General features: G+C 61.0%; 13 protein-coding genes and 1 pseudogene. 3 read left to right on the top strand and 11 right to left on the bottom strand.

From position 1 onward, the window contains the following. Positions 1-81: 81 nt before the first annotated feature. From ACM6IM_RS19270 to hutC, 7 genes are all read right to left on the bottom strand, one after another. Positions 82-912, bottom strand: coding sequence for a quaternary amine ABC transporter ATP-binding protein (locus ACM6IM_RS19270; RefSeq protein ID WP_414866026.1), 831 nt, complete (start codon positions 910-912; stop codon positions 82-84). After that, positions 909-1,760 (bottom strand): ABC transporter permease, encoded by an 852-nt coding sequence (locus ACM6IM_RS19265; RefSeq protein WP_192307560.1) that lies wholly within the window; start codon positions 1,758-1,760, stop codon positions 909-911. The genes ACM6IM_RS19270 and ACM6IM_RS19265 overlap by 4 nt, the downstream gene beginning before the upstream one ends. Before the next feature lie 214 nt (positions 1,761-1,974). Next, on the bottom strand, positions 1,975-2,943 hold the full coding sequence (locus tag ACM6IM_RS19260) for an ABC transporter substrate-binding protein (protein WP_192307559.1): 969 nt from the start codon (positions 2,941-2,943) through the stop codon (positions 1,975-1,977). A gap of 69 nt (positions 2,944-3,012) precedes the next feature. Then, positions 3,013-4,485 carry a purine-cytosine permease family protein gene (locus tag ACM6IM_RS19255; protein WP_414866025.1) on the bottom strand — a complete coding sequence of 491 codons (1,473 nt, stop codon included), beginning with the start codon at positions 4,483-4,485 and terminating at the stop codon, positions 3,013-3,015. Positions 4,486-4,638: 153 nt separating this feature from the next. Then, positions 4,639-6,336, bottom strand: coding sequence for a urocanate hydratase (gene hutU / locus ACM6IM_RS19250; protein ID WP_192307557.1), 1,698 nt, complete (start codon positions 6,334-6,336; stop codon positions 4,639-4,641). 402 nt (positions 6,337-6,738) lie between these two features. Next, positions 6,739-7,308, bottom strand: coding sequence for a HutD family protein (locus tag ACM6IM_RS19245; RefSeq protein WP_414866024.1), 570 nt, complete (start codon positions 7,306-7,308; stop codon positions 6,739-6,741). Continuing rightward, the gene (gene hutC / locus ACM6IM_RS19240) at positions 7,305-8,015 is read right to left on the bottom strand and encodes a histidine utilization repressor (RefSeq protein WP_192307849.1); all 711 of its coding nucleotides are present in this window, start codon (positions 8,013-8,015) and stop codon (positions 7,305-7,307) included. Before hutC ends, ACM6IM_RS19245 begins: the two co-directional genes overlap by 4 nt. A gap of 146 nt (positions 8,016-8,161) precedes the next feature. Here hutC and ACM6IM_RS19235 point away from each other — a divergent pair, with 146 nt between their 5' ends. Continuing rightward, positions 8,162-9,526 carry a formimidoylglutamate deiminase gene (locus ACM6IM_RS19235; RefSeq protein WP_414866023.1) on the top strand — a complete coding sequence of 455 codons (1,365 nt, stop codon included), beginning with the start codon at positions 8,162-8,164 and terminating at the stop codon, positions 9,524-9,526. A gap of 109 nt (positions 9,527-9,635) precedes the next feature. On the opposite strand, the gene ACM6IM_RS19230 is transcribed toward ACM6IM_RS19235, so the two are convergent. Both ACM6IM_RS19230 and ACM6IM_RS19225 read right to left on the bottom strand, forming a co-directional pair. After that, positions 9,636-10,205 carry a lipocalin family protein gene (locus tag ACM6IM_RS19230; protein ID WP_414866022.1) on the bottom strand — a complete coding sequence of 190 codons (570 nt, stop codon included), beginning with the start codon at positions 10,203-10,205 and terminating at the stop codon, positions 9,636-9,638. Positions 10,206-10,236: 31 nt separating this feature from the next. After that, complete coding sequence (locus ACM6IM_RS19225; RefSeq protein WP_414866021.1) at positions 10,237-10,491, bottom strand: hypothetical protein; 255 nt, start codon at positions 10,489-10,491, stop codon at positions 10,237-10,239. Positions 10,492-10,640: 149 nt separating this feature from the next. Between ACM6IM_RS19225 and ACM6IM_RS19220 the strand changes: the two are divergent. Both ACM6IM_RS19220 and ACM6IM_RS19215 read left to right on the top strand, forming a co-directional pair. Further along, positions 10,641-11,807: pseudogene (locus tag ACM6IM_RS19220) on the top strand (cache domain-containing protein); the annotation flags it as partial. Positions 11,808-11,900: 93 nt separating this feature from the next. Continuing rightward, positions 11,901-12,665: a methyl-accepting chemotaxis protein gene (locus ACM6IM_RS19215; protein WP_414866185.1), complete on the top strand. Its 765-nt coding sequence runs from the start codon at positions 11,901-11,903 to the stop codon at positions 12,663-12,665. Positions 12,666-12,797: 132 nt separating this feature from the next. Here ACM6IM_RS19215 and ACM6IM_RS19210 read toward each other — a convergent pair whose 3' ends face one another. Together ACM6IM_RS19210 and ACM6IM_RS19205 are read right to left on the bottom strand one after the other, a co-directional pair. Further along, a complete protein-coding gene (locus tag ACM6IM_RS19210; protein WP_414866020.1) occupies positions 12,798-13,400 on the bottom strand; it encodes a DUF924 family protein in 603 nt (200 codons plus the stop codon). Positions 13,401-13,403: 3 nt separating this feature from the next. Continuing rightward, a complete protein-coding gene (locus ACM6IM_RS19205; RefSeq protein WP_192307548.1) occupies positions 13,404-14,414 on the bottom strand; it encodes a class 1 fructose-bisphosphatase in 1,011 nt (336 codons plus the stop codon). Between the last annotated feature and the right edge of the window lie 165 nt (positions 14,415-14,579).

Raw genomic sequence — 14,579 nt, 5'->3', positions numbered from 1 at the left:
CTCCCACAATGGGCCTGCGCACACCGCCCCCTGTAGGAGCGAGCCTGCTCGCGATGGGGCCAATAAAAGCACTGCAAATTCTTAGACCACCGCCGCCCGCCGCTGCACAAACCGGTCGACATACTCATCGGCCGGCGAATGAAGGATCTCGCGCGGCGTGCCGACCTGAATCAGGCGGCCGTCCTTGAGGATCGCGATACGGTTGCCGATGCGCACGGCCTCGTCGAGGTCGTGGGTGATGAACACGATGGTCTTGTGCAGGGTCTTTTGCAGCTCCAGCAACTGGTCCTGCATCTCTGCGCGGATCAGCGGATCGAGGGCGCTGAAGGCCTCGTCCATCAGAATGATGTCGGTGTCCGCCGCCAATGCACGGGCCAGGCCCACACGCTGACGCATGCCGCCGGAAAGCTGATGCGGGTATTTGTTTTCGTAGCCTTTGAGGCCCACGGTGTTGATCCAGTGCAGCGCGCGTTCGGTGCACATCTGCTTGCTCTCACCGCGCACTTTCAGGCCGTAGGCGACGTTGTCGACCACAGTCTTGTGCGGCAGCAGGCCGAAGCTCTGGAACACCATGCTGATCTTGCGCCGGCGGAATTCGCGCAGGGCGTCCATGTCGTATTGCAGGATGTCCTCGCCGTCCACCAGGATCGCGCCGCTGGTGGGGTCGATCAGGCGGTTGAAGTGGCGCACCAGCGTGGATTTGCCGGAGCCCGAGAGACCCATGATGACGAAAATCTCGCCGCTGCCGATGCTCAGCGACAGGTCGTTCACACCGACCACACAGCCGGTCTCGGCCAGCACCTGATCCTTGGTCTTGCCCTGGCCGATCAGGCCCAGTGCGTCCTTGGCACGGTTGCCGAAAATCTTGAAGACGTTCTTGACTTCGATCTTGCTTACGCTTGGGTTGTTCATTTGCTCACCTCATGCCGGGCACGACCATACGCCTGCGTAATGCGGTCGATCACCACGGCCAGAATCACGATCGCCAGGCCCGCTTCCAGGCCACGCCCGACGTTGAGGGTCTGAATCCCGACCAGCACGTCTTCGCCCAGGCCACGGGCACCGATCATCGAGGCGATCACCACCATCGACAGGGCCATCATGGTGGTCTGGTTGATCCCGGCCATGATGCTGGGCAGGGCCAGCGGCAGTTGCACGCCGAACAGTTGCTGCCAGCGGTTGGCGCCGAAGGCATTGATCGCTTCCATCACTTCCCCGTCGACCTGACGGATGCCCAGGTCGGTCAGGCGGATCAGCGGCGGCGCGGCGTAGATCACGGTGGCGAAAATCGCCGGAACCTTGCCCAGGCCGAACAGCATCAGCACCGGAATCAGGTACACGAAGCTCGGCATGGTCTGCATGATGTCCAGCAGCGGCATCAGCACCGAACGCAGGCGATTGCTGCGCGCCGACAGAATGCCCAGGGGCACGCCGATCAGCACCGAAATGACCGTCGCCACCAGCATCAGTGCCAGGGTTTGCATCAGCTTGTCCCAGAGGCCGACCGCCCCCACCAGGAACAGCAGGCCGACGATCACCGCCGTGGTCACCACCTTGCGGGTCGCGTGCCAGGCCACGCCGGCGACGATGGCCAGCATCAGCCACCAGGGCGCCGCACGCAGCAGCCCTTCAAGATTGACGATGGCCCACAACAGGGTGTCGGAGATGTGCCGGAACACGTCGCCGTAGTTGGTGACCAGCGAATCGACCCAACCGTTGACCCAGTCGGCGATGGAAAAGGTAAAGCTTTCGGGAAACATAAGAGACTCTCAATCAAGGGCTTCGCAGCACCACAAAGCAGTGCTGTAAAGCTTTGCCCTTATAAACAAGCTGTTTGAAAACGTAGCGAGCGAAGGCAAGACAAGGCGAAAGCAGGCGAGAAAGCGGAGTTGACTTTAGTCAATGAGCATTTCGAGTCTGCTTTCAACGCAGTATTGCCCGCGTGAGCCGTAGGCTCTCAGCGCGCAGTAGTTTTCAAAGCGCAGCGTCGATTTTCTTGGCTGCGTCTTCGCTCACCCACTGGTGCCAGACTTCAGGATGTTCCTTGAGGAAGATTTTCGCCAGTTTTGGCGACTCGATACGTTCCTTCGCCATGCGGCCCAGGTTCTGGTTCAGCAGGTCGATCGGCAGGTTGACCTTTTCCAGCACGGCCACCAGTTCCGGCGCTTCCTCGTGGAAGGTCTTGGACAGGCCGACCTTGATGGTCACGGTTTTATCCACGCCTGGTTTTTCTTCGAGCTTCACGACATCGACCTGGCCCATCAACGGCGTTGGCGACCAGTAGTAGAACAGAATCGGCTCGCCACGCTTGTAGCTCGACAGCACAGCGGCATCCAGTGCCGGGCCGGTGCCTGGGCGGAAGTTGGTGTAGCTGTTTTCCAGGCCGTAGCTTTTCAGCATTTCGCTGTTGTCGAGTTCACAGGTCCAGCCGGCCGGGCAGTTGTAGAAACGGCCTTTGGACGGCTCTTCGGCATCCTTGAACACGGCAGAGTACTTGGCCAGATCGGCGATGTTCTTCAGGTCCGGCGCCTTGGCTTCCAGTTTGCGCTTGGCGTCGCCCTCGATCACGTAGCGCGGCACATACCAGCCTTCGATCGCCCCCACGATCGGCGCACCGACGCCCACCACCTTGCCGGCCTTCTCGGCCTTGTTCCAGACCTCGCTGCGGCCGACCCACTCCTCGGCAAACACCTGGATGTCGTTGCTGCTCAGGGCGTTTTCCATGGTGATGGAGTTGCCCGGCAGGCTGTCGGTCTTGCAGTCGTAACCTTTCTCCAGCACCACCTGCAGGACATCGGTCAGCAGCATGCCGCTTTCCCAGTTCAGGCCGGCGAACTTCACCGGTTTGCCCGATTCGCACCAACCGGCTGCCTGGGTGGCGCCGGCGCTGGCCAGCAGGCCCATGGAAAGCAATGTAGTCAGCAGGGTCTTGTTCGATTTCATTGTTGTGACGCTCCTAATCATGAATTGGCTTACGGCAGTCAAGAGGCATCCAGCCCTGTCCACGTCCAATCAGGCCTGCGCCGCAGCGCGACCATTTCCGCTTGTTTTAGGTTGTACAACGCTGTCCTGCTCGACCGGCAGGATCAGTCGATCAGGCACCGAGCCGTGCCATTTTTTCGCACACACGTAATACAGGGCCGCCGGCAGCACCAGGCCGATGATCCATGAAATATCCACGTCGCCCAGCGCCGCCACCAGTGGGCCGGTGTAGAACTTGGTGGAGATGAACGGCAGCTGCACCAGCACACCGAACACATAGATACCGATCCCCAGCATGTTCCAGCGGCCGTAGCGACCATTGGGATCCGCCAGCGCCGGTACGTCATAGCGTTCGCGGGTAATACAGTAGTAGTCCACCAGGTTGATAGCGCTCCACGGCGTGAAGAACGCCAGCAGGAACAGGATGAAGGACTTGAACGCACCGAGGAACGAGTGCTGGCCCAGCAAGGCAATCAGGGTCGCCGCACCGACGATGAACAGCACGAACACCAGACGCTGCAGGCGCGATACCTTAAGGTTTCCACGAAAGCCGCTGATGATGGTCGCAATGCACATGAAGCTGCCGTACGAGTTGAGCGTAGAGATGGTCACCTTGCCGAAGGCGATGCTGAAGTACAGCAGCGCAGCGGTGGCACCACTGCCAGCAAAACCGACGATGTAAGCCACTTCATGACCGGCGTACTGACCGTTGGCCGAAGCCGCCGCAAACACACCGAGGATCATCGCCACCTGCGCTCCGATCACCGAACCGGCACCGGCGGCAAAGAAGGTCTTCACCGAGGAAGTGTTGCTTGGCAGATAACGCGAGTAGTCCGCCACATAAGGGCCGAAAGCGATCTGCCAGGACGCCGCGAGCGACACGGCCAGCAGGAAGCTGCTCCAGCTGAAGTGACGAATCTCCATCAACGCTCCGACGTCCGTCTGGCTCATCAGGCGACTGAACAGATACACGAAGGCAATCACGCCGATGATGCTGGCGACACGGCCGATCCAGTGGATCACCCGGTAACCGAGCACCGTCACCAGCACGATGACACTGGCGAAGATCAGGATGCCGACGGTGTCGCTGACACCGAACAACTGCCCCAGGGCCTGCCCGGACAGCACGGTACCGGTGGCGGTGAAGCCCAGGTACATCAGGCACACCAGCACGATCGGGATGGCCGCGCCATAAACACCGAACTGCACCCGGCTGGAAATCATCTGCGGCAAGCCCAGCTTGGGCCCCTGCGCCGCGTGCAACGCCATGACCCCACCGCCCAGCAGTTGACCGATCAACAAACCGATCAACGACCAGAACACATCGCCGCCGAGCACCACGGCCAACGCCCCGGTGACAATCGCGGTGATTTGCAGGTTGGCACCCATCCACAGGGTGAACTGGCTGATCAGACGGCCGTGTCTTTCCGCTTCCGGGATGTAGTCGATCGAGCGCTTCTCGATCAACGGTTTGTTGCCTGCACGCTCATCATTGACAGCCATGGTTCAACCTCTGTGGATTGTTCTGGGTAGAGTCCGGTTTCTGTGGGATCGAGCCTGTTCGCGCCAGGGGGCTGTCAGTCAACAATCAAGCTGAATGTGCCGCCATCATCGCGAGCAGGCTCGCTCCCACAAGGGGCGCTCATCAATTGCCTGTTACTTGCCGGTAATCATCGGCAGGTTCAGCCCTTGTTCCTTGGCACAGTCGATGGCGATCTGGTAACCGGCATCGGCGTGACGCATGACACCGGTGGCCGGGTCGTTGTGCAGGACGCGAGCGATACGCTCGGCCGCTTCGTCAGTACCGTCGCAGACAATCACCATGCCCGAATGCTGGGAGAAGCCCATACCGACGCCGCCACCGTGATGCAGGGAGACCCAGGTCGCGCCGCTCGCGGTGTTGAGCAGGGCATTGAGCAACGGCCAGTCGGACACGGCGTCGGAACCGTCCTGCATCGATTCGGTTTCGCGGTTCGGGCTCGATACCGAACCGGAGTCCAGGTGGTCGCGACCGATGACGATCGGTGCCGACAACTCGCCGCTGCGCACCATTTCGTTGAACGCCAGGCCGAGCTTGGCGCGCAGGCCCAGGCCGACCCAGCAGATACGTGCCGGCAGACCCTGGAAGCTGATGCGCTCGCGCGCCATGTCCAGCCAGTTGTGCAGGTGCGCGTCGTCCGGGATCAGTTCCTTGACCTTGGCGTCGGTCTTGTAGATGTCTTGGGGATCGCCAGACAGTGCAGCCCAACGGAACGGGCCGATGCCACGGCAGAACAGCGGACGGATGTAGGCCGGCACGAAGCCTGGGAAGTCGAATGCGTTTTCCACGCCTTCTTCCTGGGCCATCTGACGGATGTTGTTGCCGTAGTCGAAGGTCGGCACGCCCATTTTCTGGAAGTCCAGCATGGCTTTGACGTGCACGGCCATCGATTGCTTGGCGGCCTTGACCACTGCGGCGGGCTCGGTCTTGGCGCGAGCGCGGTATTCGTCCCAGGTCCATCCGGCAGGCAGGTAGCCGTTGAGCGGGTCGTGGGCGCTGGTCTGGTCGGTGACCATGTCCGGGCGCACACCGCGACGCACCAGTTCCGGGAGGATTTCAGCAGCATTGCCGCACAGCGCGATGGAGATGGCCTTGCCTTCGGCGGTGTACTTGGCGATGCGGGCCAGTGCGTCGTCGAGGTCTTTGGCCTGCTCGTCGACGTAGCGGGTTTTCAGGCGGAAATCGATGCTGATCTGCTGGCATTCGATGTTCAGCGAGCAGGCACCGGCCAGGGTCGCGGCCAGTGGCTGGGCACCGCCCATGCCGCCCAGGCCTGCGGTCAGGACCCACTTGCCGGTGAGGTTGTCGTTGTAGTGCTGGCGACCGGCTTCGACGAAGGTTTCGTAGGTGCCCTGGACGATGCCCTGGCTACCGATGTAGATCCAGCTGCCGGCGGTCATCTGGCCGTACATGGCCAGGCCCTTGGCATCGAGCTCGTTGAAGTGTTCCCAGGTGGCCCAATGCGGGACCAGGTTGGAGTTGGCGATCAGTACGCGCGGGGCGTTGCTGTGGGTCTTGAACACGCCGACCGGCTTGCCGGATTGCACCAGCAGGGTCTCGTCGTCATTCAGGTTGGTCAGGCTTTCGACGATCTTGTCGTAGCACTCCCAGTTACGGGCCGCGCGGCCGATACCACCGTAGACCACCAGCTCTTTCGGGTTCTCGGCGACTTCCGGGTCGAGGTTGTTCATCAGCATGCGCAACGGCGCTTCGGTCAGCCAGCTCTTGGCGGTCAGCTTGTTGCCGCGGGCAGCGCGGATTTCAACGTCACGGCGCTTTGTTACAGAGGCAGTGGTGCGGGTATTGTCAGTCACGAAAAAGACTCCTCAGCGATCAATCCAAACCAACCCTGGCAGTGGGTAAGCCAGCCTGTGCGCGTCGTTGCGTCACAGGCGAATCAGGTGGACGTTGCGGGGAGTTCAGGTCGACTCATACGCATACGTCTTTACTTGTACATACAAGCATATGCAATCAAGCGGCCAACTTGTTGAATGGGCATTCAGGAAAAATGCTGAAACAGCTGAAGAGCGCCTGAATCAAGGGTTCTGGCGTAGATGAAATTTTTTACGGGGAAGATCTGAACGAGGCGAGGGATGTTACGTGAGCGTGGTTTTGCGCCACGCTGGGGCGTTAGGTAACAAGTTGGTGCGCCCAGGGAAACGATTTTTCATGCAGGAGCGAACCGGGTCGCTCCTGCCGATACGCGGGGCAGGAGATCAGCGCGCCGTCAGCTCGATCACACAGCAGGCGCCATTGCTGGAGATGTCCAGCAACCCGCTGTTACCGTCGAATTGCAGGCAATCATGGCGACCCAATTGTGCAGTGGTGTTACCGACCTTTACTTCAAGCGCATCGCTGACACTGAACACCAGGACCGTCCCGGCGTCGCTGAAGAACCGTTGTTCGCCGTCCAGCCACTGCAACCGCGCGCGGTAACGCTTTGGCGCATAGATCAGGTTGAAGTCGCGGATCGGTCCACCCAGCAACGTGCAGGACACGCGGCTTTCGCCGCTGAATGCAAATGGCTCGACGGGTAGCAGCGGCCGAGTGACCTGGCCATCGACCGACAAGGTCATGCCGTCACCCTGCAACACGGTGATGATCCGCTCGTAACCGGCGAAGGTGGAAAAACCGCCCGACTCGGCGATGTCGGCGATCGACAGGCGCCAGCCGAAGCCGTCCAGGCCGGTGCCGGTGTCGCGGGTGATTTCTTCAGTGCTGCCGCCGCCGTTTTTCCAGGGCATGCGCGGGTAGTCTTTGGCGCGTAGAACCTTCAAATCACTCATTTATGAAACCGACCTTCCAGACGATGACGGGAACCAGGGTGAATCAACCGGGCGGCGGTCACCGGCTGGCGCCCCGACCAGGTCCGCCGACGAATCAGCAGGCACGGTTCGCCCTTTTCGATCTGCAACAACTTGCACTCCGACGCCTCGGCCAGAATCGCTTCGACCACGTGCTCGCCTTCGGTCAGTGGCGCGACCTGGTTCAAGTAGGCATATGGGGTTTGCAGGGTGAAATCCTGCTTGAGGTAATCCGGGGCCACCAGTGCGTTGACGAAACGGTCCTCGATTTGTACCGGAATATCGTTCTCGTAATGCACAATCAGCGAGTGAAAGACCTTCTGCCCTTCACGCATGTCCAGCGCCAGGGCACGTTCGGAACCGGCCGCCTCTTCTTCGAGGGTGATGACCGTGCAGGTGTGACGATGGCCACGGGAGGCGATTTCATCGGCGATGTTGTGCACTTCGAACAGCGCGGACTGGCTTTTCGGTTCGGCGACGAAGGTGCCGACGCCCTGCATGCGCACCAACAGGCCGTCGGCGGTCATCTCGCGCAACGCGCGGTTGATGGTCATGCGGCTGAAACCGAGCTGGCTGACCAGCTCGCTTTCCGACGGCACGCGGTAGTGCGGCGGCCAGTTTCCACTGTCGATCTGCTGGGTGATCATTTGTTTGACGCGAGCGTACAAGGGCGCCGGACTGTCGCCCATGTTCGCGGCCAACGGTGAGACTGGAGGCGGAGTCGGCACGGTTAATCCCTGTTCATTGGGTAAAGGTTGCTAGCTTGCCGGAGTTTACCGGGCAGGCAAACGTCTGTATATGTATATACAAATAACACACGATGGGGTGCTGAACCATGTCCGCCTTCTTTGCCGAACGCGCGCTGCTGCCTAGTGGATGGGCCAACAATGTACGTCTTGAGGTCAGCGCCGATGGCGTTCTGGCCCATATCCAGGCCGATTCCCATGCAGATGGCGCCGAGCGGCTAAGCGGCCCGTTGCTCCCGGGCATGCCCAACCTGCACTCCCACGCGTTCCAGCGCGCCATGGCCGGTCTGGCGGAAGTGGCGGGTAATCCGAACGACAGTTTCTGGACCTGGCGCGACCTGATGTATCGTCTCGTCGGAAAAATCAGCCCGGAGCAACTCGGGGTGATTGCCCGCCAGCTGTACATCGAAATGCTCAAGGCCGGTTACACCTCGGTCGCCGAATTTCATTACGTGCACCACGACACCAGTGGCCAACCCTACGCCGACCCGGCCGAACTGGCGCTGCGCATCAGCCAGGCCGCGAGCGACGCCGGGATCGGCCTGACCTTGCTGCCGGTGCTCTACAGCCACTCGGGTTTCGGTGGCCAGACACCCAACGACGGCCAACGCCGTTTCATCAACAGCACCGAAAATTACCTGAAGCTGCAAGCACGCCTGCAGCCACTGCTGGCCCAACAGAAAGCCCAGTCGCTGGGCCTGTGCTTCCACTCGTTGCGCGCGGTCACCCCGCAACAGATCAGCGAAGTGCTGGCCGCCAGCGACCGACAATGCCCGGTGCACATTCACATTGCCGAACAGCAGAAGGAAGTCGACGACTGCCTGAGCTGGAGCGGCCGCCGTCCGCTGCAATGGCTCTATGAAAACGTCGAAGTCGATCAGCGCTGGTGCCTGGTGCATGCGACCCACGCCAACACTGAAGAAGTCGCGCTGATGGCCGGCAGTCGTGCCATCGCCGGCCTGTGCCTGACCACCGAGGCCAACCTCGGCGACGGAATATTCCCGGCGGTGGACTTCCTCGCCCAGGGCGGCCGCATGGGCATCGGCTCCGACAGCCATGTGTCGCTGAGCGTGGTGGAGGAGTTGCGCTGGCTGGAATACGGCCAGCGCCTGCGCGATCAACGGCGTAACCGGCTGTACGGCGCGGATCAACCGATGGTCGGTCGCACACTCTACGACGCGGCGCTGGACGGCGGCGCCGAGGCGCTGGGTCAGCCGATCGGTGCTCTGGAAGTGGGCAAGCGGGCGGACTGGCTGGTGCTCGATGGCAATGACCCGTACCTGGCGACGGCCAGTGGTGACGGAATCCTGAACCGCTGGCTGTTCGCCGGCGGCGATCGCCAGGTGCGTGATGTATTGGTCAATGGCCAGTGGGTCGTGCGCGATGGACGACATGCGGGGGAAGACGAAAGCAGTCGGGCGTTTACCCAGGTCCTACGCGATCTCCTGGGCTGACCCAAAATGAAACGGTGGGAGCGAGCCTGCTCGCGATGGAGTGTCAGGCAACACAGGTGTCACAGACAGATCATCGCGAGCAGGCTCGCTCCCACAGGGTTACAGGCGATCAGTTCGACGTCTTGGCCATCTGCGTATCCGTCGCCCGCCAGATCAAGCGCGTGGTGTCGTAACCCTGCTGACGCGCCTTGCTCAGCAGCTCTTCGCGCACCACCCCGTTGACGGTCGGGGTTCGCGACAGCAGCCACAGATAGCGGCGGCTCGGATCACCGACGATGGCGGTCTTGTAGTCGTCGCTGACGAACAACACCCAATACTCGCCCTTCGCTACACCCGGCAGCAGCCGGGAAAACCAGTTATCGAACTCGACCCACAACTTGTCGGTTTTGCCCGGCACCTGTGGATAAGCCGTGCCCTTGGCCTCTTCCCACTGCCAATCCGCAGTCAGGCAGCGATTGAGCACCAGGATGTTGCCGTCGGGCTTGAGGGTGTAATGCGCTTCGGACTGCGCACAGTTGCGCTGGAAATACATCGGCAAACGCGCCAACTCGTACCAGGTCCCTTGGTACTTCTTCAGATTGACGCTGTTGACGGTTTTCGGCGCCAACGGATCTTCGCCGGAAGTAGCGCAGCCGGCCAAAACCAGGCCGGCCAAAAGGAGGATCAGTAACTGCTTCATTGTTTTTCTCCCGTGGGCATGACGCCCCGGATTACTTCAGGCCTTGGCCAGAAAACATCATCACTTTGTCACCGGCGTACTGCACGCTGATAAAGCTGTTCTTGTCGCCCCAGGTACAACTGGACAAGCCAAGCGCACCCGAACAGTCGGTGGGTTTGCCGAGCAAGGCTTCAACCTCGGTCTTGGCCATGCCCGCCGACAGCTTGGAATAGTTTTCCTGATTGACCTTGCCACACGCGACCAACAACACGCAGAACGAAAGCAGGGCGACGGATCGCAGCGACATGGTGAAACTCCTGGAGCGAAGGGGGAATGGCAAACTGCCAAGCAGAAGCTTAGAAGTAAAAACCCCCTTCGGGTTCCCTGACCGGCCGCCTATTTGTTGGGCCGCTCGTCTGCCTTTTGCCGAAAAATCAGCCACTTTCCTGCGCTGTTATGCATTTCGTCGGCTTTGGCCAAATGCGCCTAATCTTTGGCGCCGCCCAGTCGACAAAAAAGCAGCGCAAAGCCCTCTGTTATGGCAAATTGGCGCCCTTCTTGACTAGTTCTTTCGCGGTAGTTCATTTAATGACCAGAAACATGAAGTTCAGCCACAAAATCTTGTTGGCTGCCGCCCTCGTGGTGGCCGTTGCATTTGCCTGCTTCATCCTGTTCAACGACTACCAACAGCGCCAGACCCTGCGCAGCAGCACCGAATCATCGATGCAGGAACTCGGCAGCCTGACCACCAGCAACATCCAGACCTGGCTGGAAAGCCGCATTCATCTGCTGCAATCGATGTCGCAGCAGATCTCGGCCGATGGCAGCGCCCTGAGCAGCCTGAAACGGGTGATCGACCTGCCCGCCTACACCGGTAACTTCCAACTGAGCTACTTCGGCGGCACCGATGGCGTGATGTTCTCGGTCCCGGCGGGTAACCGCGCTGCGGATTACGATCCGCGCGCCCGTGGCTGGTACAAGGCGGCCAACAGTGCGCAACAGACCATCGTCACCGAACCCTACATCGCCGCCTCGTCCGGCAAGCTGGTCATCACCATCGCCACCCCGGTGCAGCGTCAGGGCCAGATGATCGGTGTCGCCGGGGCCGACATCGACCTCTCGAGCGTCAGCGCGATCATCAACTCGCTGAACTTCGGCGGTCACGGTCATGCCTTCATCGTCGGCGCCGACGGCAAAATCCTGATTCACCCCGATAGCAAACTGGTGCTAAAGAGCCTGGCCGAGGCTTACCCGAACGACACTCCGAAAGTCAGCCCGGGCATGAAAGAGGTGGAAATCGATGGCAAGCGCCAGTTCATCTCCTTCACCCACGTCAACGGCGTGCCCTCGGCCGACTGGTACGTGGCGCTGGTACTGGACCAGGACACGGCGTTCGCCATGCTCAGCGAGTTCCGCACCTCGGCGATCATCGCCATGGTGATTGCGGTGGTGATCATCATCACCTTGCTGGGCCTGCTGATCAGCTTCCTGATGCAGCCGCTGCTGACCATGGGCCGCGCCATGCATGACATCGCCGAAGGTGAAGGCGACCTGACCAAACGCCTGACGATCCACGGCCATGACGAATTCGGCGCACTGGGGCTGTCGTTCAACCGATTCGTCGAGCGTATCCACACCTCGATCCGCGAAGTGTCCTCCGCCACCGGCCAGGTCAACGAAGTGGCGCTGCGCGTGGTGGCGGCCTCCAACTCGTCGATGTTCAACTCCGACCAGCAGGCCTCGCGCACCAGCAGCGTCGCCGCAGCAATCAACCAGCTCGGCGCCGCTGCCCAGGAAATTGCCCAGAATGCCGCCCTCGCTTCGCAGCATTCGAGCGACGCCCGGGCCCTGGCCGAAGACGGTCAGCAGACGGTGGATAAAACCATCACGGCCATGCATCAGCTGTCGGCGAAGATCAGCGATTCCTGCGGCAATATCGAGACGCTCAACAGCAACACCGTCAACATCGGACAGATTCTGGAAGTGATCACCAGCATCTCCCAGCAGACCAACCTGCTGGCATTGAACGCCGCCATCGAAGCAGCCCGAGCCGGCGAAGCCGGGCGCGGTTTTGCCGTGGTCGCCGACGAAGTGCGCAACCTCGCGCACCGCACCCAGGATTCGGCGCAGCAAGTGCAGAAGATGATCGAGGAACTGCAGGTCGGCGCCCGCGAAGCCGTGAGCACCATGACCGACAGCCAGCGCCAGAGCGAAAGCAGCGTCGGCATCGCCAACCAGGCCGGCGAACGCCTGGGCAGCGTGACCCAGCGCATCGGCGAAATCGACGGCATGAACCAGTCCGTGGCCACCGCGACCGAAGAACAGACCGCCGTGGTTGAATCGATCAACGTCGACATCAACGAGATCAACACGCTGAACCAGGAAGGTGTGGAGAACCTGCAGGCCACCCTGCGCGCCTGCGCCGACCTTGAACAACAGGCGGCGCGGCTGAAGCATCTGGTGGGGAGCTTCAGGATCTAAGGCGCGGCCACTGGCCTCTTCGCGAGCAAGCACGCTCCCACAGGGATCTTCGGTATTAACACAATGTGTGTTCCACCAAGGCACTGTGGGAGCGGGCTTGCTCGCGAAGGCGGCAGCAGCCTTAACGCAAGTTTAGAATCGGGAACCTGGCCCGGCGAGGAACTCAAGTTCTTCCGCCGTCGACTCGCGCCCCAACACCGCATTGCGATGCGGAAACCGGCCAAACCGCGCAATCACTTTGCGATGCCGTTCGGCATAGTCCAGATTGTCGGCAAACACCGCTCGCTCGCCTTCCGGCTGTTCTGCCACCAGATCGATAAACCGCGAAACGGCTTCGTTCTGCACCGCGAGGTTTTCGCAGTGTTCGAACACCAGATAAATGAACACCCGCTGGATCGGCTTCAATTGCCGGTCGAAGTCGGCGGCAATGCCTTGCGCGACGAGTTTCTGCGCGCGCAGATCACCGGAAAAAGCTTTGGGGGAATCGCGAAAGATCATTCGCGGCAGTTGATCGAGCAACAGCACCAGGGCCAGCCAACCTCCGGGGCGTTGCGCCCAGTCGGTCAATCCGCCGGCCAGTGCCTGCTCCACCCATTCCCCGAAACGCTCGCGCGCTTCGAGGTCCTGGCTGTCACGCTTGCCGAACCACAACTTGCCCTTCTGTGCCGCCACTTCCTGCGCTGATCCGGACGTTCCGAACCACCAGTCGAGCAACGGCTGCCAGGGCGCGGTCATGGCTTACTCCTGGTGGTAGGCCGTGGCGCGTGCCACTTCTTCTTTCGAACCGAGGAACACCGCACAACGCTGATGCAGGCCTTCAGGCTGAATGTCGAGGATGCGCTGATGGCCGTTGGTGGAGGCGCCACCGGCCTGCTCGACCAGGAACGACATCGGGTTGGCTTCGTACATCAGGCGCAGCTTGCCCGGCTTCGACGGCTCGCGGCTGTCGCGCGGGTACATGAACAGACCGCCACGGGTCAGGATGCGGTGCACGTCGGCCACCATCGCAGCGACCCAGCGCATGTTGTAGTTCTTTTTCAGCGGACCTTCTTCACCCGCCAGCAATTCGCCAACGTAGCGTTGTACCGGCGCTTCCCAATGACGCTGGTTGGACATGTTGATCGCGAATTCCTGGGTGGACTCCGGGATCTTGATGTCTTCGTGAGTCAGCACGAAACTGCCCATTTCACGGTCCAGGGTGAAGCCTTTGACGCCGTCGCCCAGGGTCAGCACCAGCATGGTCTGCGGGCCGTAGATGGCGTAGCCGGCGGCCACTTGCTGGGTGCCTGGCTGCAGGAAGGCCTTTTCGTTCAGGGCTTCGTTCTGGCTCAGGTATTCGCTTGGGCAACGCAGCACCGAGAAGATGGTGCCGACCGGCGCGTTGATGTCGATGTTCGACGAGCCGTCCAGTGGGTCGAACACCAGCAGGTAGGCGCCTTTCGGGTACTTGCCCGGGATCTGGTAGGCGTTGTCCATTTCTTCGGACGCCATGCCAGCCAGGTGACCACCCCATTCGTTGGCTTCGAGCAGAATCTCGTTGGAGATCACGTCGAGTTTCTTCTGCACTTCGCCTTGGACGTTTTCAGTGCCCATGCTGCCCAGAACACCGCCCAGGGCGCCCTTGGACACGGCGTGGCTGATCTCCTTGCAGGCACGCGCCACCACTTCGATCAGGAAGCGCAGATCGGCAGGAGTGTTGTTGCTGCGGGTCTGCTCAATCAAATAGCGACTCAGGGTAACGCGGGACATGGACGGCTCCGGTTGAATGGGGGGCTAAAAACCCGCGCAGTTTAGCGCGAGTCGAGGCGCATTTCCTCCTATCAGACGTGATCCGCCAAAGAGAGTTCATGCACGGGGTTCAGCGTAGTTCGAAACACAGCGGATGTGGACCGCAGACCGAGGCGACTGACATGA

Source organism: Pseudomonas sp. IT-P12, from assembly GCF_949767465.1.
GTDB lineage: Bacteria > Pseudomonadota > Gammaproteobacteria > Pseudomonadales > Pseudomonadaceae > Aquipseudomonas.
The sequence above is the reverse complement of the archived record's forward strand: the minus strand, read 5'-3'. Positions and strand labels throughout refer to the sequence as shown.

Excerpts from the sequence above, each read along its gene's own strand:
- ACM6IM_RS19270 (WP_414866026.1), bottom strand. The coding sequence starts at position 912 with ATGAACAACCCAAGCGTAAGCAAGATCGAAGTCAAGAACGTCTTCAAG.
- ACM6IM_RS19265 (WP_192307560.1), bottom strand. The coding sequence starts at position 1,760 with ATGTTTCCCGAAAGCTTTACCTTTTCCATCGCCGACTGGGTCAACGGT.
- ACM6IM_RS19260 (WP_192307559.1), bottom strand. The coding sequence starts at position 2,943 with ATGAAATCGAACAAGACCCTGCTGACTACATTGCTTTCCATGGGCCTG.
- ACM6IM_RS19255 (WP_414866025.1), bottom strand. The coding sequence starts at position 4,485 with ATGGCTGTCAATGATGAGCGTGCAGGCAACAAACCGTTGATCGAGAAG.
- ACM6IM_RS19245 (WP_414866024.1), bottom strand. The coding sequence starts at position 7,308 with ATGAGTGATTTGAAGGTTCTACGCGCCAAAGACTACCCGCGCATGCCC.
- hutC (WP_192307849.1), bottom strand. The coding sequence starts at position 8,015 with ATGGGCGACAGTCCGGCGCCCTTGTACGCTCGCGTCAAACAAATGATC.
- ACM6IM_RS19235 (WP_414866023.1), top strand. The coding sequence starts at position 8,162 with ATGTCCGCCTTCTTTGCCGAACGCGCGCTGCTGCCTAGTGGATGGGCC.
- ACM6IM_RS19230 (WP_414866022.1), bottom strand. The coding sequence starts at position 10,205 with ATGAAGCAGTTACTGATCCTCCTTTTGGCCGGCCTGGTTTTGGCCGGC.
- ACM6IM_RS19225 (WP_414866021.1), bottom strand. The coding sequence starts at position 10,491 with ATGTCGCTGCGATCCGTCGCCCTGCTTTCGTTCTGCGTGTTGTTGGTC.
- ACM6IM_RS19215 (WP_414866185.1), top strand. The coding sequence starts at position 11,901 with ATGTTCAACTCCGACCAGCAGGCCTCGCGCACCAGCAGCGTCGCCGCA.
- ACM6IM_RS19210 (WP_414866020.1), bottom strand. The coding sequence starts at position 13,400 with ATGACCGCGCCCTGGCAGCCGTTGCTCGACTGGTGGTTCGGAACGTCC.
- ACM6IM_RS19205 (WP_192307548.1), bottom strand. The coding sequence starts at position 14,414 with ATGTCCCGCGTTACCCTGAGTCGCTATTTGATTGAGCAGACCCGCAGC.